Genomic DNA, 23,296 nt, shown 5'->3' on the forward strand with positions numbered 1-23,296 from the left:
ACCGGCGGAACGTCCTTCTCGGACTGGGAGCGGCCATGAGCGCAGCGGCGACCGGGGCGGGGGCTGCGGCCCGGCCCTTCTTCAAGACGGCGGGACTGCCCATCGGCATCCAGCTCTACACCCTGGCCCCGGACGCGGCGAAGGACCTGGGCGGCACGCTGAAGGCGGTCGCCGGCATCGGCTACAAGACCGTCGAGCTGCCCGGCTTCATGGGCAAGGCTCCGGCCGACCTGCGGAGCGCCATGGACGCGGCGGGGCTTGCGTGTCCCAGCGTCCACGTCCAGCCGCGCGGCGGCGACCTCACGTTCTCAGGCGATCTCGGCAAGCTGGCCGCGGCCCTGCATGCGGTCGGCGCCAAGGCCGCAGTGGCCCCGATCTGCTGGTTCCCCGACCGCATGGAGATGCGGCCGCAGGCCGGCGAGGACATGGGCGGAATGCTGCGCCGCCTGGTCGGCCAGATGACCGCCGACGACTGGAAGGCCAACGCCGACTTCCTGAACCAGAAGGCCACCGTCCTGAAGAAGGAGGGCCTCAAGGTCGGCTACCACAACCACAACTTCGAGTTCCTGCCGCTGGGCTCGACCTATGGGCTGGAGATCCTGCTGAGGGAGACCGATCCGTCGCTGGTCACCTTCGAGCTGGATGTGGGCTGGGTCGCGGCGGCCGGCCATGATCCCGCCGCCCTGCTGGCCAGGCACAAAGGCCGCTTCACGATGATGCATGTGAAGGACATCAAGCCGACGACCGTGCCCAACTTCGTCCTCAAGATGGATCCGACCGAGGTCGGCTCGGGCGCCATCGACTGGAAGAAACTTCTGCCCGCCGCCAAGGCGTCGGGCGTCACGGGCTTCTTCGTCGAGCAGGAGCCGCCGTTCGAACGGCCTCGTATCGAGGCCGCGAAAATCTGCCACGACTACCTGGCGGGCGTGACCGCGTGAGGCCACTGCGGCTGGCCATGGTGGGTGGCGGTCCGGGCTCGTTCATCGGGCCCGTTCACCGCATGGCGGCCGAGCTGGATGGGACCATTCGCCTGGTCGCCGGCGCCTTCAGCCGCGACCCCGCCAAGAGCGCCAAGGCGGCCGAGGCCTGGGGCGTCGCGCCTGATCGCGTCTATGCCGACCACGTGGCGATGATCGCCGGCGAGACCGCGCGCGATGACGGGGCCGAGCTGGTGGCGGTGGTCACGCCGAACCACCTGCACTTCGCCGTCTCGGCCGCCGCGCTGCAGGCCGGCCTGCACGTGATCAGCGACAAACCCGCGACCCGGAACCTGGCTGAGGCTCTCGAGCTTGAGCGGATCGTGGCGGCGTCGGGCCGCCGCTATGCGCTGACCTACACCTACACCGGCTATCCGATGGTCCGTGAGGCGCGCCAGATCGTTCGCCGCGGCGACTTGGGGCCGATCCGCAAGGTGGTGGTCGAGTATGCGCAGGGTTGGCTTTCGCGGCCGATCGAGCAGGGCGGCGACGCCCAGGCCATGTGGCGGGCCGACCCCGCGCGGTCTGGCGTCGGCGGATGCAGCGGCGACATCGGCGTCCACGCCTTCAACCTCGCGGAGTTCATCACCGGCCTTGAGGTCGAGCGGCTCTGCCCCGACCTCGCTTCCGTTGTGCCGGGCCGTGCGCTGGACGACGACTGCAACGTCCTGCTCCGCTTCGGCGGCGGCGCGCGCGGCGTGCTGATCGCCTCGCAGATTTCGGCCGGCGCCCGCAACGGGCTGAACATCAAGGTCTATGGCGAAAAGGGCGGGCTGTCCTGGAGCCATGAGCGCCACACAGAGCTGACCATCGACTGGCTGGACGGACCCACCCAGACGCTGCACGCCGCCTCGGGCTATCTGGGCGCGGCGGCCCAGGCGGGCTCGCGGATCCCGACCGGGCATCCCGAGGGCTTTATCGAAGCGTTCGCCAACATCTACCGCGACTTTGCCGGCGCCATCTCCAGCGGCCGCGCCAACGACCTGACGCCGGGCATCGCGGCCGGGGTGCGCGGCATGGCCTTCGTCGAGCGCGCCGTGGCGGCCAGCCGTACAGGGCAGGGCTGGGTCGATCTGAACGCAGGTGACGCATGAAGACGCTCAAGGGGCCCGGCATCTTCCTGGCCCAGTTCGTGGGGCCGAAGCCGCCCTTCGACCGGCTGGACACCATTGCCAAGTGGGCGGCCGACCTGGGCTACATCGGCCTTCAGCTGCCGACCGGCCCGGGCTCGTTCGTCGACCTGGAAAGAGCCGCCGAAAGCCAGACCTACTGTGACGAGATCACCGGGACGCTGGAGCAGTATGGCCTCGAGGTGACCGAACTCTCGACCCACCTGCAGGGCCAGCTGGTCGCCGTGCACCCGGCCTATGACGCGATGTTCGACGGTTTCGCGCCCCCCGAGGTTCGCGGGCGTCCGGCCGAGCGGCAGGCCTGGGCGGTGAACCAGGTGAAGCTGGCGGCCAGGGCCAGCCGGCGTATGGGCCTGACGGCGCACGCCACGTTCTCGGGGGCGCTGGCATGGCCGTATCTCTATCCGTGGCCGCAACGGCCGGCGGGGCTGGTCGAGGAGGCCTTCGCCGAACTGGGCCGCCGCTGGAAGCCGATCCTGGACGTGTTCGACGAGAACGGCGTCGATGCCTGCTACGAGATCCACCCCGGCGAGGACCTGCACGACGGCGCGACCTACGAGCGGTTCCTGGACGAGGTGGGCGGCCACCCTCGCGCGTGCCTCCTCTACGATCCCAGCCACTTCGTGCTGCAGCAGCTGGACTACCTCGACTACATCGACCGCTATCACGAGCGCATCCGCGCCTTCCACGTGAAGGACGCCGAGTTCCGGCCGAACGGTCGCTCAGGCGTTTACGGCGGCTATCAGGGTTGGGTCGACCGGCCGGGCCGCTTCCGGTCGCTGGGCGACGGCCAGGTGGATTTCAAGGCGATCTTCTCGAAGCTCGCGGCCTACGACTATCCGGGCTGGGCGGTGCTGGAGTGGGAGTGCGCGCTGAAGCACGCCGAGGACGGCGCCCGCGAGGGCGCGCCCTTCATCAGGGACCACATCATCCGCGTCACCGAGCACGCCTTCGACGACTTCGCCAGATCGGGCGTCGACGCCGCGGCGAACCGGAAACTCCTGGGTCTCTAGCTTGCGGCGAGCCTCTGCCCGCGGGCCGCGTTTCGTGCTTCCCTTGGCCAAAGACCAAAGAGGAAGCGTCCCATAATGATGAAGCTCTATTCCGGCGATCTCAGCCCCTACTCGGCGCGCGTGCGTATGCAGATCTACGCCAAGGGCATCACCGACATCGTACTGGAACGCCCGGCCGACTTCGGCATGCCGGCCTTCCGGCAGCGCAACCCCATCGGCCGCATCCCTGTGCTGGATATCGACGGCGACCTGATGCCGGAATCCGAAGTGATCGCCGAGTATCTGGAGGAGATCTATCCGACGCCCTCGATGCTGGGCGTCACGCCGCGTGAGACGGCCCACATCCGCACGCTGGCCCGCATCGGCGACGTCTACCTCATGAACAACATGTTCATGCTCTCGCCTCAGGCGCGCGCCGCAGACCGCGACCAGGGGATCGTCGACCTGCTGGGCGGCCAGGTGGTCCGCAACGTCAAGGCGCTGGACCGGATGATCGGGACGGACGGGTATGCCGCCTGCGGCCGGATCACCATGGCCGACTGCGCGCTGACGCCGGCGCTGTTCATGATCGAGAACGTGCTGCCGGGCACGGGCGTCGAGAACCCGATCCCCAAGAACGCCAACGTCGCCGCCTACTGGGCCGCGCTCCAGACCCACGAGCCGGCGGCCAGGGTGCTTGTTGAGCTGCACCGTGGGCTGGAGGAGCGGCGCGAACTGATCCGCACGGGCGCCTTCCAGAAGATGATGGCCGCGGCCAAGGCGGCGATGGAAAAGGCCGAGGCCTGAGCATGCTCACCCGCCGCCGGACACTTGCGCTGGCGGCCGGGTTGGCCGCTGGCGGCGGATCGGCCGCTCTGGCGGCCGGCCCGCGCGCCGTGCGCCTGGGCCAGGGTCCCATCATCACGCCCGAAACCCATCCGTCGATCGGGACCAACATCGCCGAGCCCTCGCTGATCCGCGTGCCCCCGTGGGCCAAAGAGGCGCTGGGCCGCTATTATCTCTACTTCGCCGATCACGTGGGCCAGTACATCCGCATGGCCTATGCCGACCGGCTCGAGGGGCCCTGGCGGGTGCATCCGCCGGGCGTGCTGCGGATCGAGCAGACGCCGTTTCCGACCAACCTGGAGGGCGGCCACATCGCCTCGCCCGACGTGCATGTCGATCAGGAGCGGCGGCGGTTCGTCATGTACTTCCATGGCCTGGAACGCCTGCCCAATGAGCAGGTGACCCGCGTCGCCACGTCGCCGGATGGCCTGGCGTTCGCTTCGGCGGGGCCCGAGATCCTGGGCCTGACCTACTGGCGCGCCTTCCCGTTCCGGGGGATGACCTACGCCATGGCCATGCCGGGCCAGTTCTATCGCTCGGAGGACCCTCTGTCCGGCTTCGAGACTGGCCCGCGTCTGTTCAACACGAACATGCGTCATGGGACGGTGGTGGTGCGCGGCGACCAGTTGAAGGTGGCCTGGACACAAGTGGGCGATGCGCCAGAGCGCATCTATCTCACCACCATCGACGCAAGCGGCCCATGGGAGCGTTGGACCCAGTCCGCGCCGGTCGAGATTCTGCGGCCGGAGCTCGACTGGGAAGGCGCGCAACTCCCGGCCGAGCCCTCGGTCCGCGGCGCTGTTGAGCGACCGGTGAACCAGCTCCGCGATCCCTTCTTCTTCGAGGAACGCGGACGCCTCTACATGGTCTACGGCATCGCCGGCGAACGCGGCCTGGCGTTGGCCGAAGTGTTCCTCTAGCCGCCCAGTCGGCGGTGGTTGGCGCGGACTTTCCGGCGGTAGTGGGCGACGGTCCGGGCGGCCGCGCGCTGCGGCGTGGCCCCCAGTCCGCCGGTGAACGCCATCTTTTGTAGCGCCAGGACGGCATCCATCTCCATTCGGCGGGTCTCGGCCTCGGCCTCGGCCCCGCCCGCGGCGATCTTCAGCCTGCGAAGCCCGATGACCGCCGAGGACTCGAGGCCCAGCGCCCAGGCGTTCATGCCCAGGCGCATCCACGGGGTTCCCATCAGGCGAGCGTCGTGCCCGTCAGGGTGGCCGCCTCCGGCCGCGGCAGGCCCGACGACTTGTAGCTGGCGATCAGCTCTTGCTTCTCGGCCGCCATGCGTTCGCCCAGGGCGTCCATGTCGAGGCCGGCCTTGCGCGCCTGGGCGAACATGCCCTCGGCCCGCTGTTCCTCTTCCTTGACGTGGTGCTCGATCATCTCGGACAGCACCTTGACCTTGGCGTCGTAGAACTCGTCGTCGGGGCCGCCGGCTTCGATCTCGGCGATCAGCACCTTGGCCGAGTCGTGCTCGACATAGGCTTCCTTGAGTAGGTCCTCCTCCACCGCGCCCTCGCAGGCCGGGTAGAATACGTCTTCCTCGATCTTGGCGTGGACGGTCAGCTCCATGCAGATCTGCTCGGCCAGCGCGCGCTTCTTGCCGTCGGCCTTGGCCGCCTCGAACTTGGCGAACAGGTCTTCGACCTTGCGGTGATCGGCCTTGAGCAGGGCCACGGCGTCCAGAGGCTTCTCGTTCGGCATGTTCCCAGTCTCCTTGAATGACAGGGCATCCGAACGTGGCCGACGACATGATGTTCCGGCGGCAGAGCCTATTTCAGCACGAGAATCTCGATGTCCTTGAACGCGATGGGGTGGCCTTCGCTCTGGAGCGCGATGTAGCCCTCGGTGACGGGCAGCTTGCCGCCTCGGGCCTCGATCAGGCGCTTTGCGTCGGCTGCGGCCATCGGGTCGGCGGGGTCGAGGGCGATGTCGCTGTAGGTGTGCACGACCGCGCCGTCGATCCGCTCGGTGACAACGCCCTTTGGCGAGACCTCCAGTTCCAGGTCGACCCAGGTCCCGTTCGGGATGGTGGGGCCAGAGGAGTCCGAGCAATGCACGGGCTGCTTCGCGCCGTTCAGGGTGACGGAGACGCCGGGCGTGCAGAGGTTGCCTGTAGGGCGTGGCTTGGGTCCGTCGGCGCCCAGGATCTGGAACTCGACCGACACCGGGAACGGCTGGTTCAGGCCCATGCTTTCGGGGCTCTGGCTGTGGAACATCACGCCCGAGTTCGAGCGGGCCCAGCCGGGCGTGTCGGGCAGTGGCGGCTCCAGCACCTTGTACTTCAGGCGCAGGCGGTAGGCCTTGAACGGGGTCTTGTAGAACAGGTGGCCGAAGCGGTTCTGGAACCGCTCATAGCCCGCGTATGAGACGGTGATCGCGCCGTCCTTCACGATGAAGGTGTCGCGGGCGTTCTCGCCCGCGGGCGAGCCCACAATCTTGGGAATCCAACCCCTCAGCGTCTTGCCGTCGAACAGGGACTTCCAGCGTTCGGCGGCGGTTGTCGGCGTCGTACAGACGAGGGCCAGCAGCACGCCCCATACAGCCCGATTTCGGGTCATCCAGCCTTCCTCCCGGCCTTGCGATGTAATCCATTTCATGAAACGCTGCCGAACGGAAGCGGGAGAACCGCTCGCGAGGTCTGTCTGGACGCCAGCGGACCCGATGGGGAAGGAAGCATGGCGAATCTCAACACGCGCTGGCGCAAGGAAAACACCTACGACGCCATCGTCGTGGGCAGCGGCATCGCCGGCGGCTGGGCGGCCAAGGAGCTGACCGAGAAGGGCCTGAAGGTGCTGGTGCTCGAGCGCGGCGGGCCCATGCCGCACATCACCGGCTACAAGACCGCCACGATGGACCCCTGGGAGACGCAGTATCCCCTGGGCCGCCTGCCCGACGCCGAGATGAAGGCCAAGTACCCGGCCCAGCAGCGCACCGGCTATGCACTGACCGAGTACACCCAGCACCTCTTCGTCCGCGACGACGAGAACCCCTACGAGGAAAAGCAGCGCTTCGACTGGATCCGCGGCTACCACGTGGGCGGCCGCTCGCTGATGTGGGCGCGCCAGAGCTATCGCCACTCGCCGCAGGACTTCGAGGCAAACGCGAAGGAGGGTATCGGCGTCGACTGGCCGATCCGCTACGCCGACCTGGCCCCCTGGTACGACTACGTCGAGCGCTTCGCCGGCGTCAGCGGGCGCAAGGAAGGTCTGCCGCAGCTGCCGGACGGCGTGTTCCAGCCGCCGATGGAGTTCAACTGCGTCGAGGAGGTCCTGAAGAAAGGCGTCGAGGCGCGCTTTCCCGAGCGCCGGGTCACCATCGGCCGCACCGCCAACCTGACCGCGCCGACCGAGGAACAGCTGGCCCTGGGCCGCGGCAAGTGCCAGCACCGCAACCGCTGCATCCAGGGCTGCCCGTTCGGCGCCTATTTCAGCTCGAACTCGGCGACGCTGGTGGCGGCCGAGCGCACGGGCAACCTGAAAATCCGGCCGAACTCCATCGTCACCACCATCCTGCACGACCCGAAGAAGAACCGCGCCGACGGCGTCCGCATCCTCGACGCCGAGACCGGCCAGGAGGAGGAGTTCTACGCTGACGTGCTGTTCCTGTGCGCCAGCGCCCTGGGCTCCACCTGGATCATGATGAACTCGACCTCGAGCCGTTTCGAGAACGGGTTCGGCAACGGGTCGGACCAACTGGGCCGCAACATCATGGACCATCACCTGGGCGTGGGCGCCCAAGCCGACGCGCCGGGCTTCGAGGAGCACTACTATTCGGGCCGGCGGCCAAACGGGGTCTACATCCCGCGCTTCCGGAACCTGGGCGATGCGGCGACGAAGAAGGACTACCTGCGCGGCTTCGGCTTCCAGGGCGGCGCCGGGCGGCCAAGCTGGACCCGGGCCATCGGCGCGCCGGGCCTGGGCGCCGGCCGCAAGGACGAGCTGACGCAGCCGGGCCCGTGGATCGCGCGCCTGGGCGGCTTCGGCGAGATCCTGCCCTATGCCGACAACCGCGTGACGCTGAACAAGGACAAGAAAGACAAGTACGGCCTGCCCACGCTGACCTTCAACGCCTCGATCAAAGAGAACGAGCAGAAGATGCGGAAGGACATGATCGCCACGGCGATGGAGATGATGGAGGCCGCCGGGTTCAAGAACGTCCAGCCGGTGGACGGCGACTACGCCATCGGCCTGGGCATTCATGAGATGGGCACGGCGCGCATGGGCCGCGACCCGAAGACCTCGGTGCTGAACGCCCACAACCAGGTCCACGAGTGCAAGAACGTCTACGTCACGGACGGCGCGGCCATGACCTCGGCGTCGTGCGTGAACCCGTCGCTGACCTACATGGCGCTGACGGCGCGCGCGGCCGACCACGCCGTGGCGGCCCGCAAGCGCGGCGAGCTCTAGGGGAGGACCGGACGATGCTGATGAACCGACGCGACGCGCTGTTCGGCCTCTCGCTCACCCTCGCCGCGGGGTCGGGCGGCTACGCCTGGGCTCAGCCGGCGCTGGGCTGGACGCCCACGGCGCTGACCGCGGCGCAGGCCCAAATCCTGGATGTGGTGGCCGAGCTGGTCTACCCGAAGACCGACACGCCCGGCGCCCGCGAGGCTGGCGTCCCGCAGATGGTCGACAAGGCCCTCAAGGGCTGGTGCGATCCCCTGCAGGCCGGCTTCATCAAGAGCGGCCTCGACAAGCTGGACGCCGACGCCAAGGCCGCCCACGGCGCGGGCTTCGTGGCGCTGACCGCGGCCCAGCAGGGCGCGCTGCTCACCCGCTACGACCAGGAGGCGACGGCCGCGCGGCCCAGGCCGCACCCGTTCGGCGCGCTTAAGGACCTGATGACCATCGGCTACTTCACGTCGAAGCCGGGGGCGACGGTGACGCTGCGCTACGATCCGGTGCCGGGCGACTTCAAGGGCTGTGTGCCCATGAAGGAGATCGGACGCGCCTGGGCGACGTAAAACCCTCCTATCCCCCAAGCGCGTAGCGCGATGAGAGGGGGAGCGGAGGTCACTTCAGGACCCGCACCTTCAGGTTCTTGTACCAGACCGGGTCGCCGTGGTTCTGGAGCGCGATGTGGCCCGTCGGGCTGGTTCCGAACGGCCAGGCCCGGAACTTGGACCCGGCCACCTTGGCCTTGAACTCGGGCGAGCCCAACTCGTACTCCGCCACCTTCTGACCGTTCAGCCAGTGCTCGACGTGGGCGCCCTTCACGATGAGGCGCGAGGAGTTGAATTCGCCTACAGGCTTCGTGGCGTCGACCGAGGGCGCGTAAAGGTCGTAGAGCGCGCCGGCCCGCTGCAGCGGCGGTTCGCCCCGGCTGTTGTCCAGCACCTGGTACTCCGGACCTGACCAATAGCTCTGCTGTCCGGCTTCGGTGACGCGGTACATGACGCCTGAGTTGCCCTTAGGCGCGATCTTCCAGTCAAAGGCCAGCTCGAAGCTCTCGAACGTATCCTTCGTCATGAGGTCGCCGGAGGCCTTGGAGTCGGGCCCGAGCGCCCCGTCGACGATCTTCCAGTCGGACGCGGGCTTCTTGAACGTGCGCCAGCCGTCCATCGACTTGCCGTCGAACAGCAGCTTCCAGCCGGCCTTCTGCTCGGCCGCCGAGAGGGTGTTGTCCGCCGCCATTGCCGGCCCCGCCACGGCGAGCGCTGCCAGGGTCAGAACCGTCTTCATTGCGCGCATGCTACAGCCCCAGCTTTGCGAGTTCGCGTTCCAGCGCGGCCTTCACCTCGGCCGACGGTCCGGGGTCGGCGGGGCGCGAGACGTTGCCGATGTAGCCCAGGTCCTTGAACCCGGCTTCGGTCGTGTAATAGGCGCCGATCACGAGATAGCGGAACCGCTTGAAGAACTCGGGGCTGGCCTTGGGAAGGGCCGCCAGCTTCGCCCCGTCCGGCTTTGATCCCAGCGCCTTCAGGCCGTCCCGGATCAGGGGTCTGTCCTTCTCCTGGTCGGGGTAGGGGGCGCTGATCCACTCGTCGATGAAGTCGGGAATGCCCAGCGCCGTGGCCGCCGGCGCGGTCGCCGAGGCCGGCAGAATGAAATCGCTGAGCACGGCCGCCGCCTGCAGTTCACCGTCGCTGAGCAGGCGCGGCCAAGGGGCGGGCTCAGGCTCGACCAGCTTGGGATCCGTGCCGTAGCCCTTCGTCCCCGGAGTCTTGCCGCCGATCTTCGGGCCGTACACCACGACGCCCGCGCCGACGGCGGTGGCCGCGCCGACGACGCCGATCCAGGTCAGCGCCGTGCGGCGGTCGATCTTCCGGACGTACGGCACGGCTTCAGGTGGTTGCTGTTCGCCGCTCACAGCTCACCCCGCTTGGCCATCTGCGCCAGATGATCGCTCGACCGCCAAGCCAGGGCGATGATCGAGAGCGTCGGGTTCTTGTCGGGACTGGAGACCATCACCGCCCCGTCGGTCACAAACAGGTTCGGCACCGCCCAGGCCTGGCCGTACTGGTTCACCACCGAGTCTTTATCGGACGCACCCATCCGCGCGGTGCCCACCTCGTGGATCATCTCGCCGCCCTTGGAGATGGCCTTCTTGCCGTCGCGCTCGACCTTGCCGATGGGCTTGCCGCCCAGCTTGTCGATCACCTCCAGGAAGGTGGTGACCATGTGGGCCGCCTGTTTCGTTTCGTGCTCGCCCCACTTCCAGTGGAAGCGCAGGACGGGAATGCCCCACTTGTCCTTCACGGTCGGATCCAGCTCGCAATAGCAGTCGTCGTTGGGGATCATCTCGCCGCGGCCGTTGAAGCTGATGATCGAGCCGTAGCGCTGGCGAAGCTTGGCCCGCAGGGCCTCGCCGACGCTCGCTTCGTCGTCGGCGATCAGGCGGCCCAGGCCCATCGACGGCATCTGGCGCCCGCCGCCGATCTCCACGTGGTAGCCGCGCGGGAAGCCCAGGTCCTTGTGTTTGTCGTAGCCCCACCACGGCACGTAGAGGTGCTCGACGCTCATGCCGTCGTCGTTGGTGGGCGGCAGGTTCTCCAACGCGGGGAACTGGCCGGTGACGTTCAGGCCGACGGTGTCCATCAGGTAGCGGCCGACCATGCCCTCGCCGTTGCACAGGCCGTCGGGGAACGTCGCGCTCTTGGAGTTCAGGAGGATGCGGGCGGTCTCGCCCGAGCCGGCCGCCAGCACGACCACCCGCGCCGTCGCCGAGCGGTGCTCGCCTGAGACCCGGTCGACGTAGCTGACGCCCTTGGCCTTGCCCGCCGCATCCAGGTCGACCTGGTAGACCAGGGCGTTGGTGATGATGGTCAGGTTCTTCGTCGCCATCGCCGGCGGGATCAGCACCGTGGTCGACTGGAAGTTGGCCCCGATCTGGCAGCCCCGGCCACAGGGGGTGGCGAAGATGCAGGTGTTGCGGCCCTCCATCGCCTGGGTGACCACGGCGCCGTGCATGGGCACGACCGGAATGCCCATGGCCTCGAAGGCGCGGGCATAGAACAGCTCGAACGCGCGCGGGGGCGGGTTTTCCATCAGGCAGCCGGGAGGCGAGTCCGGCGTGTTGGTCAGGCCGCGCGGCGGGGCGGCGCCGCTGACGCCGATCAGCTTTTCGGTCCGGTCGTACCAGGGCGCGAGGTCGTTGTAGGTGATCGGCCAGTCGTGGCCCAGGCCGTCGCGCGAGCGGGGCTTGAAGTCGAGCGGGCCAAAGCGCAGCGAGATGCGGCCCCAGTGGTTGGTCCGGCCGCCCAGCATGCGCGGGCGCCACCAGGTGAAGTCCTCGGAGCCCTCGGCCACCGTGTAGGGCTCGTTGGGCACCTCCCAGCCGCCGTCGACGGTGGCGTCGTAGAAGCCGAACGGCTTGTCGGGCGTCGACGCGCCGCGCAGGGGCGCCTGGGCGTTGGTGTTGAACATCGGGGTCTCGGTGGTCGGGTCGTAGTCCCGCCCGGCCTCGAGCATCAGCACCTTCAGGCCGGACTTGGCCAGGTGGTAGGCGCTCATGCCGCCGCCCGCCCCGGAGCCGACGATGATCACGTCATAGGGTTCGGCCACGTTCCCTCCCATCGGCGTCTTGTAATCGGTTGCAAGCTGGCGCCGGACGGAGCGGGTGGGAAGGGGCTTTGCGCGCAACGGCGAACCCGTCCTCCAGGGCGTCGCCGGCCCCGAGTTGCGAACGCGGGCGCTGAGGGGCCAACAGCGCAGGTGAATTCGCTTGGCTAACGCCACAAGTTTGGCCATGCCCCAGGGATTGAATCACCAGCCACGCCTTAGGCGGTAAGGGGAGACGCGTTGGCGCCTTCGAGGCCCTCAGAGCGACCGGCGGACCACACGCCGCTGGCCCAGGCCTTCTTCGAGAAGCGGGAGAACCTTCTCCTGTTCCTGGCCGCGCGCACCCGTTGCATGGCCACGGCCGAGGATTTGCTGCAGGACCTGTATCTGAAGGTGGCCGCGGTGGCGGCCGACGACGGCGACGTGCGCGCACCCTCGGCGCTGCTGTATCGAATGGCGACCAACCTCCTGGTGGATCACGTGCGCAGCGCGCAGCGGTCGTCGAAGCGCAGCGCCGACTGGCGGCGCGAGACGCGTTCGTCGATCGGCGACGAGGAGGTTTCAAGCGAGCTGGCGGCGGACGAGGCGGTGATCTCGCGCGAGCGGGTGCGGCTGCTGGCCGAGGCGGTCGCGGCCCTGCCGCCGCAGATGGGCAAGGCGTTCCGGCTGCATAAGCTGGAGGGGCTCAGCCAGAAGGAGACGGCCCAGGCCATGGGGGTGTCGGTCAAGATGATCGAGCAGCACATCCAGGCGGCCGTCCGACAGCTTTCGCAGAGGCTGCGCGGCCGGTGAGTGCGAAATTTTCAACGCGGCCTAGGGGTGGCGAGGGGTGGCGACGTCTCCCCGTCAGCCTCACGTATTCCGCGCGGGGATGGCAGGCTTGTCGATGAGCAGCATCGCGTTCGAGGACGACAGGGACCTGGCGGAAGCCAGCGCCTGGCTCGTGCGCCTGCAGCGCGACGAGGTGTCGGAGGCCGACGGCCTGGAATTCGAGGCCTGGCTCGACGCCGCGCCCGGCAACCGCGCCGCCTATGAACACGTCGTGTCGCTGTGGCACGAGTTCGAGGCCGCGGCGCCCCAGGTGCAGGACGAACTCGCCACGCTCGATCGACGCGAGACCCAACGTATCGTCCGTGGCGGCACTCGCCGTTGGTGGCTGGGAGCGGGCGGCATGGCGATCGCCGCGGGCCTGGCTGTCGCCGTGCTGCCGGGCGTCGTAGCCCAGCAGGCCACCACCGAGACCTATGCGACGGGCAAGGGCGAACGTAAGCGCGTCACCCTGACCGACGGCTCGATCGTCGACCTGAACGCCGAAACCCGGCTCAGCGTCAGCTATGGGCGCGATGAGCGGAAGCTCGAACTGGCCGAGGGCGAGGCGATCTTCGATGTCGTCCATGACGCCAAGCGGCCCTTCACCGTCGCCGCCTCGAATCGGGTGGTGCGCGTCCTGGGCACCCAGTTCGACGTGCGCCACCGGCAGGGCGACCTGATGGTCGCTGTCGCGCGCGGCAAGGTCGAGGTGCGGCCGATGACCGCTGCCGTGACCGGCCGCGCCTTCACCCTGACCCCCGGCCAGAAGCTGAACATCGCCTCGTCGGGGCGCGAGGAGCTGGGCGCCGTCGACCCCCAGGAAGCCTTCAGCTGGCGCGCGGGCCGCTTGATCTACCGAGGCGAGCCGCTGGCCAACGTGGTCGCAGACCTCAATCGCCAGTACGTCGAGCAGATCGAGATCTCGGATCCCGAGCTGGGCAAGATGCCGATCACCGGCGTCATCGTCCTCGACGACCAACCTGCCGTCGTGGCGCGTCTTAGCTTGATGCTCCCGATTAGATCAGTACCTTCCGACAGGGGGCTGCTGCTTCTTCGGAAGTAACCGGGCCGAAGATTAGGCGGAGCTGACCATCCTCGCGCGTCGGGCCATGGCGGCCGTTGTCACGTCTGGCGTGGTGGCGGCCTTTTTCGGCAGTTCCGCCGAAGCCGCAGCCGCACGAATCCAGTTCAGGGTCGAGCCGCAGGCCTATTCCGAGGCACTGCTCGACATCGCCCAGCAGGCCAATGTCACCCTGATCGGCGCCGCCGCCTGCCCGGGCCAGTTCCGCGGCCGGCTGGACGGGTCGATGACCCTGGAACAGGCGCTGGGGCAGGTGCTGTCCGGCGCGCCCTGCACCTGGCGTCTGATCGCCCCCGCGGCCGTAGAGGTTTCGCCCGGCGGCGCCAGCGCGGCGACCGAGGTCGTACGTCCCGCGCCGCCCGTCACGGTCGGCGAGCTGCTGGTCACCGCCACCAAGCGGATCCGCAATCCGCGCGAGCTGGCGGTCGCGGTCACAGCGCTCCCGCGCACAGAATTGTACGCGTCGGGGGCGACCGACGCGGGTGAGGCGGCCGGGCAACTGGCGGGGGTGCTGGCGACCAACCTGGGTCCAGGCCGCAACAAGCTGTTGCTGCGCGGGCTGTCGGACGGCGCCTATACCGGGCGCGCGCGGTCGGTGGTGGCGACCTACCTCGACGATCTGCCGGTCAACTACAACGCCCCCGACCCGGACTTCCGCCTGGTCGACATCGAGCGGGTCGAGGTGGCCCGCGGGCCGCAGGGGGCGCTGTACGGCGCGGGCTCGATCGGCGGCATCTATCGGCTGGTCTCGCGCAAGCCCGACCTGAACAACATCTCGGCCGAGCTGCGCACGACCGGCGCCCTCACCGAGAGCGGCGCGTCCAGCTACGCGGTCGAAGGCCATGCCAACTATCCGATCTGGGGCGATGTGCTGGGCGCGCGCGTGGCGGCCTATCAGGAAATCCAGGGCGGCTACCTGGACGACATCGGCCAGGACCGCAGCAACGTCGACCGCACCGAGCGGCGGGGCGCCCGGCTGATCCTGCTGTTCCAGCCCAATGCGGACTGGATGCTGAGCGGGACGGTCGCGGGCCAGCATCTGCGGTCCGAGGACACGCACTACACGACCCCGGGGCTGGGGCTGAAGCGCAGCGTCCGGATCCCCGAGCCGCATGTGAACGACATCGCACTGGCGACGGTGACGGTCAGGCGGTCGTGGGGCGGGGCCGAACTGAACCTGTCATCCGGCTTTGTCCGCCACGCCTACGGCAGCCTCTATGACGCCACCGCGACCCAGTCGCTCTACACCGACTTCGCCCGCACCTCGGCCTATTCGGAACGGACGCGGACCAAGATGCTGGTGCAGGACATCTTCCTGACCTCGCGCGGGGCCGGGCGGCTGGAGTGGCTGGCGGGGCTTTATGGCTCGGACACCCGCACCCAGTCGCCCAGCGAGTTCCTGGCCCAGGTGCCGCGGGCGCCCAACATCCTCGTCTACGGCGACGACCGGCGCGACCACATCCGCGAGATGGCGGCGTACGGCGAGGCGTCGTGGCGCCTGGCGCCGGGCTGGACGGCGGCGATCGGCGGGCGGGTCTTCCGCATCGAGACCCGCACACGGTCCGATGTGGTGTCGGAACGCTTTGCGCCGCGGGGCTTCGACCGGCAGATCAACTTCACCGGCTTCTCGCCGAAGGTCTCGCTGCAGTATGAGTTCCGCGGCGGAGCGCTGGCCTATGGCGTGATCTCGGAAGGCTACCGCTCGGGCGGGGTGAACTCGGGCGGGGCGCTGCCGCTGCCGGCCCAGCGCGAGGCCTACACGCCCGATCGCCTGCTGAACTACGAGCTGGGGCTGAAGTCGGACTGGCTGGACCACCGGCTGGCGCTGAATGGGGCCCTGTTCTACGCGCACTGGAAGGACATCCAGACCGACCAGTTCCGGCCTTCCGGGATTCCCTACACGACCAACGCCGGCGACGCGCACATCCTGGGGATCGAGACCGAGATGGCCTGGCGTACCGACTGGGGCCTGACCGCGCAGCTGAACGGCCGTTTCTCACGGGTGCGCACCACCAAGGGCAACCTCGACCTGACCCCTAATCTGGTGAACGGCCTGCCCGGCGCGCCGCCCATCTCGGCCGGCGGGCTGCTCAGCTATGAACGGCCGGCCTTCGGCGACTGGAACCTGCGGCTGGTGGGTCAGGCCACCTATATCGGCCGCTCGCGGGTCAGCTTCGACGCGGCGCAGTCCAGTATGGGCAACTACACGCGCACCAAGCTGTCAGCCGAACTGACGGGCAAGCATTTCGGGGTGCAGCTGTTCATGATCAACCCGCTGGACGCCCGCGGCGACACCTTCGCCTTCGGTAACCCGTTCAACCCGGACCAGACGCGCCAGATCACCCCTCAGCGCCCCCGCACCGTGGGCATGACGATTTCCGCGGCCCTCTGAAAAAAAGTTCCACGTCTACCTAGGGGGGCGGGAACTTTGTGACGTCTCCACCGCGACCTGCGACTTCTGGAGAGCCATGGGTCGACAATCTGGGCGCCTGGTGACCGGCGCACACAGTCAAAAGCATCGCGCGTTCCGAGCCCAAGGTCGCGTTGCAGATGGCTGAAGCGCGGCCCTGGTGAGGAGAGCTCCGGGGCCGCGCCTCCCTGCGTCTTGTCGCAGGCGCGACATTCACATTGGCCGAAATGACGAGCGGTGCTACTGTCGTGCTGTTGTGTGCGGCCGGCTCGGGCTGCGCGCGATACGCGTCGGCTCTCCAGTCACCGGCACGAGACCTACCGCCCCGGCCCGAGGACGTCACACCTCGGTCGGGGCTTCTCGTATCTGGAACTCTATAAAATCAAGGCTTTGTGGTCGCCATCATGCGGTTTGGCCGGCTGATGGCGTTGCGTCCGATCGTCTCTGATCGGCCAGCGTCGGACGTCCTGAGCTACGCTGCGTCTTGTCCGCCACCACCGGCAATCCGTCCTGCCGACCTGCGGTCCCAATTAAATGAACCTGTTCATTTAATTGGGTGGGTGCTAGCCGGAGATCATCAATCGGGAGTTTGCAGCGAAGTTCCTGCGCGCGGCGGACGCGCCGCTCGACTACGGGGTCTACCTGCTCTTCCATGACTGGTGGGCCGAGGCCCCGCAGCAGGCCATCGAGGCCTACAGCCGGGAGCTCGCGTCGATCCCGGAGGCCGGGCCGCTGCTCGCCAGCCGGTACATCTCGGAGCCGCTGTCGCTCGACCGCCTGGCCGAGTGCGCGCCGGGCACCCTGGGGCATGCCTATCGGCGCTTCGTCCTGGACAACAAGCTCGAGCAGAACCTCGGCCGCAACTATCGGAAGTTCAACGAAGAACTGACCGGCTCAGGCAAGCTGGACCGTCTGCCGCCAGACCTCAGCTACATGATGGTCCGCGGCTTTCAGATCCACGACTTCCTGCACGTCCTGACCGGGTACGAGGCCACGAACTGGGGTGAGCTGGCATTGGCCGCCTTCTATCTGGCGCAGCTCAGGTTCCCCTATCACGCGATGCGGGTCGCAGTGACGACGGCGCACATGGCCTTCGTGAGGCCCGGCCTGATCGTCGACGCCATGGACGCCTTCGTCGACGGCTGGAGCTACGGCCGCACCGCGCGCAACCTCAACTTCGAACGCTGGGAAGACGAGCTCGACACCCCGCTCGAGGTGCTCCGCGCGCGGATGAACTTGAACAGGGTGGGTCTCGCCGCATAAGGACGGCATGGCTCGGAAACCGGCGACCGCTGAACAGAAGCTGGCCGCGCGTCGCCATATCCAGAAGGCGGCGGCCGGCGTCTACTCTGAGCAAGGCGCGTCGGCGGTTTCCGTTCGCGCCATCGCGCAGCGCGCCGACGTAAGCATCGGCACGATCTACGCCCACTTCGGAAATCTGCAGGGTCTCATGCAGTCCCTGTGGATGGAGCCCCTGGAGACCATCAACGCCCAGCTGGCGGACCTTGCGGCCGGCATCGCCGACCCGGTCGAGCGCCTCGCGGCCCTGCTGAACGCCTATGTGCAGGTCGCCCAGGCGCGACCCGAGCTGTTCCGCGGCGCCTTCCTCTTTGTCCGTCCGGACACCCTGCCAAAGCCGGATCGCGGGCCGCTCGAGGACGCCCCTTTCGCCGCCCTGCTCATCGCCGCCATCCAGGAGGGCCAGGCCCTTGGCGCGGTGCGTGGCGGCGATCCGCGGGTGCTGGCCCAGGTCGCCTGGGCCGGCGTCCACGGCTGCCTCGCCCTGCCGGTCAACTTCGACCGACTGGATTTCGCCGCGCCCTCCGCGCTGGCCGCCCGGATGATCGACGCCCTGATCGCCGACCTCACCGTCCTGACTCGCGTGGGCTAGCTCGCCAGTCCCTTGCAACCCCCTCGCGTTCGGTCGAGCGTGGGCCGCATCGAGTTAAGGGAGTCCGAGAGTGGCGCGGGGGGAGGCGATTGGCCCGGTATCGCGGCGGACCTTGCTGGGCGCGGCGGCGGCGGCGGCGGCGGCGGGGCCGTCGAGCGCCGCTGGCCAGGCGCGGCCGAACATCCTCTGGCTGGTCAGCGAGGACAACAATCCGTGGCTGGGCTGCTACGGCGAGCCGCTGGCCCGGACGCCCGCCATCGACCGTCTGGCCGCCGAGGGCCTGCTCTATCGCCACGCCTATTCCACCGCCCCGGTGTGCGCGCCCTCGCGGTTCGCGCTGATCACCGGCATGCGCGCCGAGAGTTGCGCGCCGGCTCACCAGATGCGGGCGCGGGCCAGGTTGCCCGCCTTCGCGACGGCCCTGCCGCGGCTCTTGGCCCAGGCCGGCTACTACTGCAGCAACAACGCCAAGACCGACTACAACTGTGACCTCGACCCGGCCGCGACCTGGAGCTCTCAGGGGCTCTCCGCGCACTGGAACGACAGGCCGGCCGGCGCGCCGTTCTTCGCGGTCTTCAACCACGAGACCACCCACGAGTCCCAGCTCTTCAAGCCGACGCCTGGGCCTGTGAAGCCGCAGGACGTCGACGTGCCGGCCTACCTCCCGGACACGCCGGGTGTGCGAACCGATATCGCCAGCTACCACAACCGGATCGCGGTCATGGACGCCCAGATCGGCGCCAGGCTGGCCGAGTTGGAGGCCGCCGGCCTGGCCGAGGACACCATCGTCTTCCACTACGCCGACAACGGCGGCGCACTGCCGCGCACGAAGCGCTTTTGCTACGACGAGGGCCTGCATTGCGGCCTGACCGTGCGGGTTCCGCCGAAATGGGCGCACCTGCTGACCGCGCGGCCGGGTGAGACCATCGACGACCCCGTCACCCTGGTCGATCTGCCGGCCACCGTCCTCATGGCGGCGGGCCAACCGATCCCGGCGCACTTCCAGGGTCGCCCTCTGCCGGGTCTGCGGGGCGGCGCCGGCCGGACCTGGGCGTTCGGCGGCCGTGACCGGATGGACGAGCGCTACGACCTGGTGCGCACCGTCACGGATGGCGCCTTCCGGTACATCCGCAACTACGCGCCGCACCGCCCGTGGGGGCAGCACTACGCCTATCCATGGCAAATGACCGCCTGGCAGGACTGGGAGACTGCGCACGCCGCCGGACGTCTGAACCCGACCCAGGCGCGGTTCTGGAGCGCCAAGCCGGCCGAGGAGCTCTACGACCTGCGGGCTGACCCGGATCAGGTCTCGAACCTGGCCATGCGGGCCGCGCACCGCGCCCGGCTGGCCGCGATGCGACGGCAGCTGGATGCGCACATGCTGTCGATCCGCGACGGCGCCTTCATCCCCGAGGGCTCGTCGCTTGAGGACTATGCCGCCCAGCAGGACGAGGGGCGCTATCCTCTGAGGCGGGCGATGACCCTGGCGGCTCGCTGCATCGCCCGTGACCCCGCGAACGCCGCCGGCTTCATGACAGGGCTCAGCGACGACAGCGAGGTGATCCGTTTTTGGTCGGCGCAGGGGCTCTTGATGCTGGCCAGACGGGCTGCGCCCGCTGCGGCGGCGATGACGGCCCGGCTGAGCGCCGAGAGCTCGCCACAGGTTCGGGTCGCGCTGGCCGAGGCGCTGACCCATGTGGGGCCGCCCGACGCGCCGCTGGCGATGCTGGCCGAACTCAGTGCGCACGAGCATCCCCGGGTGCGCCTGCAGGCGATCAACGCGCTCACCTATGCGCCCGACGCCTCATCGGCTCTGGCCGCCGTGGAGGCCGCGGTGAAGGACAAAGACGGCTACGTGCGCACGGCGGCGCGATATCTGGCCATGGTGCTGCGCGGCGAGTACCGGCCAGATGTGAAGGTCTTCGACTAGCTGGCTGGCCGCGCTCTCGAGTCGGCGCTCGCCAGTACAAGGGAGTTGTCCGGATGTGTGGCGGTGAGAGAGGGATTCGAACCCTCGATAGAGTTTCCCCTATACACGCGTTCCAGGCGTGCGCCTTCAACCACTCGGCCACCTCACCACGCCGCGGCGGGGGGCGGGCCCCCGAGCGGAAGGCGGGCATATACCGTCAGGTGGGCTTTGGGGGCAAGCGGCGGTTCGCCGCTGCCTTGAGTCGAGCCGGGTTGAAGAGGGACTCGGACTCGCGGGCGGCCAGCGCGGCATCCAGGCGGCGGGAGTCGCGGAGCCACGCGGCGAGGCTGGCGCGGGCGTCGGCGCGACCCTCGCGCATGGCCTGCTGTAGGGCGGTCAGGCGGGCGTCGGCGGCGCGCAGGCGGGCGACCTCGGCGGGCAGGGCCTTGTAGCGTTCGTCGATCAGGCCCAGGCGGGCGCGGGCAGCGGCGATCATGAGGATGGCGGTGGGACGGTCGCCCGCGGCGTAGGCCCGGTCGGCGGCGGTCAGCGCGCGGCGGGCATCGGCGAGCAGGCCCGCGGGGCGCAACGGCTCACGGGCGTCGGCCGGGCAGGCCGCGGGCGAGAGGGCGCGGACATAGGCGGCGAGGCCCGCCAGCACGGCGGGCGGCGGCTCGCGGCCGTCGAACTCCTCCACGATCAGGCCGCGGATGAAGGCCGGCAACTGGTCCGGGGCGACCTTGAGCCGGTCGCGGGGGCCCGACAGGTCGGGGATCGGCCGGGGGTCGTGGACGCCGTTGCCCCGATGGCTGGAGAAGAGCGACAGGGTGACGTCGGCGGTGCCGGGCGCGCCGGATGCGCCGGGGAACAGGAACTCGGGGTTGCCGCGGCCCGCGCGGTGGCAGCTCTCGCAGGTGAGGCTCACGCGGGCCGCTTGGCCGCCCAAGAGGAGCGGGGTCCGGAAGGCAGCGCGGCCCACTTCCACCGCCTGCGCGGCGGCGGGGTCTGCGGGAGGCGCCAGGCACTCGGTGGGCTGGGAGGCGAAGCTCGCCACGGGGTCGGCGTCCGGCGTCACCCAGTGCAGGGCCTGAAGCGGCTGGGCGATCTCAGCCGCGGCGATGGACGCCGCCGCGGCGGCCAGCGCCAGACCGGCTAGAGCCCCGGTTCGCCGCCGGCGTCGATCCAACGGCGCAGCTCCTCGGCTTCGGCGCACCCGTAGGCGCAGGACGCGTCCAGTTTCGCCAGCATCTGCCGGGCGCCGGGCATGTCGCCGCGCTCGACCTTGAGCTCGCCGTAGTACTCGGTGGCGCCGCGGTGGTCCGGCGCGATGGCCAGCGCCTGCTTGTAATAGCCCTCGGCCCGGTCGAACTGGCCCTTCTTGCGCCAAGTGTAGCCTTGGTAGGTCAGGATGTCGGGGTGGGGGCCGAAGGCGGCGCGGGCGGCGTCCAGCGAGGCCAGGGCCTCGTCGTAGCGCTTCTCGTTGATCAGGCCGACGGCCTGGACGTAGGCCCGGTCGCCGACGTCGGCCGAGAAGATCAGGCCGCTGTGCTCGAGCGTGGCGCTGTCCCCGGTGGCGCCGGCGGGCGTCATGGCCTTCTCGACGTCGGCCGTCAGGGCCTTCAGCGTGGCGCAGTTCGACGTGCAGCTGGCCGAGCGCGCCTTCAGCCAGTCGAGCTGTTCCTGGGCCTTGGCGTCCTGCAGCTTGGCCAGCGCGAGGCCCAGGCCGCCGCGGACGGTTTCGTCCTCGGGCGCCAGCTTGAAGGCTCTCTCGTAGGCCCGCTTGGCGCCCTTCCAGTTCTCGGCGCCGGCCTGGGCCACGCCCAACAGCTTCCAGCCGTCGAGGCTCTTGGGCGCGGCGTCGGCTACGCGCTGGGCCGAGCGGGCGGCGGCCTTGAAGTCCTTGTCCTGGATGGCCCGGATGGCCTTGGCGTACTCTTCGGCCGGGTCGTAGCGGGGGCCGGTGTCGGAGGGCATGCTGCTCATGCCGCCACCCCCGCCCCCACTGCCGGCGGCTGTCGCCCCGGTGATCGAAGCCCCGGCGATCACGCCGGCCAGAAGCACGATTTTCAGAACGCGCATCGGACATCCTCCTCCCGAGCCTTCGGGCGTATATTCCCACAAACGGCCCGGCGGTTCAGTTAGGCTGATCTCAACATGCAAAACAACGTTCGCACACCTACATACGGGCCGACCCATCCTCCCGGAGGCGCATGATGTTCTTCGCCAAGAAACCCCTCGACCTGCCCACCGCCGACACGGCCCTGCCCGGACGCGCGCACGCGCTGCCGACCGCGGAGACCCATTTCGTCAACGGCCGCCCGCTGAAGGGGCCGTACCCCGAGGGGCTGGAGATCGCCTATTTCGCCATGGGCTGCTTCTGGGGCGTCGAGCGCATCTTCTGGCAGATCCCGGGCGTCTACGTGACCGCCGTCGGCTACCAGCAGGGAATCACGCCGAACGCGACCTACGAGGAAGTCTGCTCGGGGCAGACCGGTCATACCGAGTCGGTGCTGGTGGTCTTCGATCCCAAGGTGGTCAGCTATGGCGACCTCCTGAAGACCTTCTGGGAGAACCACGACCCTACGCAGGGCATGCGTCAGGGCAACGACATCGGCACTCAGTACCGGTCGGGGATCTACGTCACGAACGACGCCCAGGCGGCTGAAGCTGCGGCGTCGCGCGACGCCTATCAGGCTGAGCTGTCGAAGCAGGGCTATGGCCGGATCACGAGCGAGCTGCAGCCGGCCCAGACGTTCTACTTCGCCGAGGACTATCACCAGCAGTACCTGGCCAAGAACCCGAACGGCTACTGCGGGATCGGCGGCACCGGCGTGGTCTGCCCGATCGGCGTGGGCGTCCAGGCGTAAGGCCGAGCTGCGGATCGCGTGATCAGCCGCGAAGAGATCCAGGCGTTCGCGCTGCGGCTTCCGGCGGCGACCATGGTCGTCCAGTGGGGCGGGTCCGACGTCTACAAGGTGGGCGGCAAGGTGTTCGCCGTCGTGGGCTTCGAGAACGGCCTGGCCTTCAAGGTCAGCGAGATCGGCTTCGAGGTGCTGACTTCGGACGGCGGACCCGGCCGCCAGGCGCCCTATTTCGCGAAGGGCGGCTGGGTGGTGGTCGACCTGGACGCCGTGGAGATGGGCGAGGCCTCCGGCTGGCTGGAGGCCGCCCATCAGATCGTGGCGGGCAAGCTCACGAAAAAGGCCCGGGCGGAGCTGGGTCTTTAGCCCCCCTTGATCGCGGCGGGCTA

The 23,296-nt window shown here is 69.0% G+C and carries 23 protein-coding genes and 1 tRNA gene; 15 read left to right on the top strand and 9 right to left on the bottom strand.

Features of this window, described 5'->3' with window-relative positions:
* Window positions 1-35: 35 nt before the first annotated feature.
* The 5 genes from ACQ66R_RS16045 (at window position 36) to ACQ66R_RS16065 (ending at window position 4,865) form a co-directional block, all read left to right on the top strand.
* Window positions 36-938, top strand: coding sequence for a sugar phosphate isomerase/epimerase family protein (locus tag ACQ66R_RS16045; protein WP_430423657.1), 903 nt, complete (start codon window positions 36-38; stop codon window positions 936-938).
* Between the two features lie 17 nt (window positions 939-955).
* The gene (locus ACQ66R_RS16050; RefSeq protein ID WP_430426329.1) at window positions 956-2,071 is read left to right on the top strand and encodes a Gfo/Idh/MocA family protein; all 1,116 of its coding nucleotides are present in this window, start codon (window positions 956-958) and stop codon (window positions 2,069-2,071) included.
* Window positions 2,068-3,120, top strand: coding sequence for a sugar phosphate isomerase/epimerase family protein (locus ACQ66R_RS16055; protein WP_430423659.1), 1,053 nt, complete (start codon window positions 2,068-2,070; stop codon window positions 3,118-3,120). Before ACQ66R_RS16050 ends, ACQ66R_RS16055 begins: the two co-directional genes overlap by 4 nt.
* A gap of 78 nt (window positions 3,121-3,198) precedes the next feature.
* Window positions 3,199-3,906 (top strand): glutathione S-transferase family protein, encoded by a 708-nt coding sequence (locus ACQ66R_RS16060; RefSeq protein ID WP_430423661.1) that lies wholly within the window; start codon window positions 3,199-3,201, stop codon window positions 3,904-3,906.
* A 2-nt stretch (window positions 3,907-3,908) separates the two neighbouring features.
* Complete coding sequence (locus tag ACQ66R_RS16065) at window positions 3,909-4,865, top strand: hypothetical protein (RefSeq protein ID WP_430423663.1); 957 nt, start codon at window positions 3,909-3,911, stop codon at window positions 4,863-4,865.
* Here ACQ66R_RS16065 and ACQ66R_RS16070 read toward each other — a convergent pair.
* The 3 genes from ACQ66R_RS16070 to ACQ66R_RS16080 all read right to left on the bottom strand — a co-directional run bounded on the left by ACQ66R_RS16070 (window position 4,862) and on the right by ACQ66R_RS16080 (window position 6,503).
* On the bottom strand, window positions 4,862-5,116 hold the full coding sequence (locus ACQ66R_RS16070; protein ID WP_430423665.1) for a hypothetical protein: 255 nt from the start codon (window positions 5,114-5,116) through the stop codon (window positions 4,862-4,864). The genes ACQ66R_RS16065 and ACQ66R_RS16070 overlap by 4 nt on opposite strands.
* A 14-nt stretch (window positions 5,117-5,130) precedes the next feature.
* A complete protein-coding gene (locus ACQ66R_RS16075; RefSeq protein ID WP_430423667.1) occupies window positions 5,131-5,646 on the bottom strand; it encodes a hemerythrin domain-containing protein in 516 nt (171 codons plus the stop codon).
* A gap of 68 nt (window positions 5,647-5,714) precedes the next feature.
* Window positions 5,715-6,503 (bottom strand): 3-keto-disaccharide hydrolase, encoded by a 789-nt coding sequence (locus ACQ66R_RS16080; protein ID WP_430423669.1) that lies wholly within the window; start codon window positions 6,501-6,503, stop codon window positions 5,715-5,717.
* Between the two features lie 117 nt (window positions 6,504-6,620).
* Here ACQ66R_RS16080 and ACQ66R_RS16085 point away from each other — a divergent pair, with 117 nt between their 5' ends.
* Both ACQ66R_RS16085 and ACQ66R_RS16090 read left to right on the top strand, forming a co-directional pair.
* Window positions 6,621-8,351 (top strand): GMC family oxidoreductase, encoded by a 1,731-nt coding sequence (locus tag ACQ66R_RS16085; RefSeq protein ID WP_430423671.1) that lies wholly within the window; start codon window positions 6,621-6,623, stop codon window positions 8,349-8,351.
* A 20-nt stretch (window positions 8,352-8,371) separates the two neighbouring features.
* Window positions 8,372-8,908 (top strand): gluconate 2-dehydrogenase subunit 3 family protein, encoded by a 537-nt coding sequence (locus ACQ66R_RS16090; protein WP_430423673.1) that lies wholly within the window; start codon window positions 8,372-8,374, stop codon window positions 8,906-8,908.
* A gap of 49 nt (window positions 8,909-8,957) precedes the next feature.
* Here the strand turns inward: ACQ66R_RS16090 and ACQ66R_RS16095 are convergent, their stop codons facing one another.
* From ACQ66R_RS16095 to ACQ66R_RS16105, 3 genes are read right to left on the bottom strand one after another with little or no spacing between them, the layout of a single operon-like run.
* A complete protein-coding gene (locus tag ACQ66R_RS16095; protein WP_430423675.1) occupies window positions 8,958-9,626 on the bottom strand; it encodes a 3-keto-disaccharide hydrolase in 669 nt (222 codons plus the stop codon).
* 10 nt (window positions 9,627-9,636) lie between these two features.
* Window positions 9,637-10,224, bottom strand: a complete 588-nt coding sequence (locus ACQ66R_RS16100) for a gluconate 2-dehydrogenase subunit 3 family protein (protein ID WP_430423676.1) — start codon at window positions 10,222-10,224, stop codon at window positions 9,637-9,639.
* Window positions 10,225-10,250: 26 nt separating this feature from the next.
* Window positions 10,251-11,948 carry a GMC family oxidoreductase gene (locus ACQ66R_RS16105; protein WP_430423678.1) on the bottom strand — a complete coding sequence of 566 codons (1,698 nt, stop codon included), beginning with the start codon at window positions 11,946-11,948 and terminating at the stop codon, window positions 10,251-10,253.
* A 237-nt stretch (window positions 11,949-12,185) separates the two neighbouring features.
* On the opposite strand from ACQ66R_RS16105, the gene ACQ66R_RS16110 reads away from it, so the two are divergent.
* The 6 genes from ACQ66R_RS16110 to ACQ66R_RS16135 all read left to right on the top strand — a co-directional run bounded on the left by ACQ66R_RS16110 (window position 12,186) and on the right by ACQ66R_RS16135 (window position 20,067).
* A complete protein-coding gene (locus tag ACQ66R_RS16110) occupies window positions 12,186-12,737 on the top strand; it encodes an RNA polymerase sigma factor (RefSeq protein ID WP_430423680.1) in 552 nt (183 codons plus the stop codon).
* Window positions 12,738-12,831: 94 nt separating this feature from the next.
* Window positions 12,832-13,818 carry a FecR family protein gene (locus ACQ66R_RS16115; RefSeq protein WP_430423682.1) on the top strand — a complete coding sequence of 329 codons (987 nt, stop codon included), beginning with the start codon at window positions 12,832-12,834 and terminating at the stop codon, window positions 13,816-13,818.
* A gap of 46 nt (window positions 13,819-13,864) precedes the next feature.
* Window positions 13,865-16,228 (top strand): TonB-dependent receptor, encoded by a 2,364-nt coding sequence (locus ACQ66R_RS16120; RefSeq protein WP_430423683.1) that lies wholly within the window; start codon window positions 13,865-13,867, stop codon window positions 16,226-16,228.
* Window positions 16,229-17,008: 780 nt separating this feature from the next.
* Window positions 17,009-17,509, top strand: a complete 501-nt coding sequence (locus tag ACQ66R_RS16125; protein WP_430426331.1) for a Coq4 family protein — start codon at window positions 17,009-17,011, stop codon at window positions 17,507-17,509.
* Between the two features lie 7 nt (window positions 17,510-17,516).
* Entirely contained in the window at window positions 17,517-18,137 is a 621-nt protein-coding gene (locus ACQ66R_RS16130; RefSeq protein WP_430423685.1) for a TetR/AcrR family transcriptional regulator, read from the top strand.
* A 70-nt stretch (window positions 18,138-18,207) separates the two neighbouring features.
* Complete coding sequence (locus tag ACQ66R_RS16135; RefSeq protein WP_430423687.1) at window positions 18,208-20,067, top strand: sulfatase-like hydrolase/transferase; 1,860 nt, start codon at window positions 18,208-18,210, stop codon at window positions 20,065-20,067.
* Between the two features lie 58 nt (window positions 20,068-20,125).
* Here the strand turns inward: ACQ66R_RS16135 and ACQ66R_RS16140 are convergent.
* The 3 genes from ACQ66R_RS16140 to ACQ66R_RS16150 form a co-directional block, all read right to left on the bottom strand.
* A tRNA-Ser gene (locus tag ACQ66R_RS16140) sits at window positions 20,126-20,215 on the bottom strand.
* 48 nt (window positions 20,216-20,263) lie between these two features.
* Window positions 20,264-21,232: a hypothetical protein gene (locus ACQ66R_RS16145; RefSeq protein ID WP_430423689.1), complete on the bottom strand. Its 969-nt coding sequence runs from the start codon at window positions 21,230-21,232 to the stop codon at window positions 20,264-20,266.
* Entirely contained in the window at window positions 21,199-22,125 is a 927-nt protein-coding gene (locus ACQ66R_RS16150; RefSeq protein ID WP_430423690.1) for a tetratricopeptide repeat protein, read from the bottom strand. The genes ACQ66R_RS16145 and ACQ66R_RS16150 overlap by 34 nt, the downstream gene beginning before the upstream one ends.
* A 134-nt stretch (window positions 22,126-22,259) precedes the next feature.
* Here ACQ66R_RS16150 and msrA point away from each other — a divergent pair, with 134 nt between their 5' ends.
* Together msrA and ACQ66R_RS16160 are read left to right on the top strand one after the other, a co-directional pair.
* Complete coding sequence (gene msrA / locus ACQ66R_RS16155; protein ID WP_430423692.1) at window positions 22,260-22,913, top strand: peptide-methionine (S)-S-oxide reductase MsrA; 654 nt, start codon at window positions 22,260-22,262, stop codon at window positions 22,911-22,913.
* Window positions 22,914-22,931: 18 nt separating this feature from the next.
* Window positions 22,932-23,273: an MmcQ/YjbR family DNA-binding protein gene (locus tag ACQ66R_RS16160; protein ID WP_430423694.1), complete on the top strand. Its 342-nt coding sequence runs from the start codon at window positions 22,932-22,934 to the stop codon at window positions 23,271-23,273.
* Window positions 23,274-23,296: the final 23 nt, after the last annotated feature.

Source organism: Phenylobacterium sp. (assembly GCF_965284355.1).
In the GTDB taxonomy this organism is placed as follows: domain Bacteria; phylum Pseudomonadota; class Alphaproteobacteria; order Caulobacterales; family Caulobacteraceae; genus Phenylobacterium.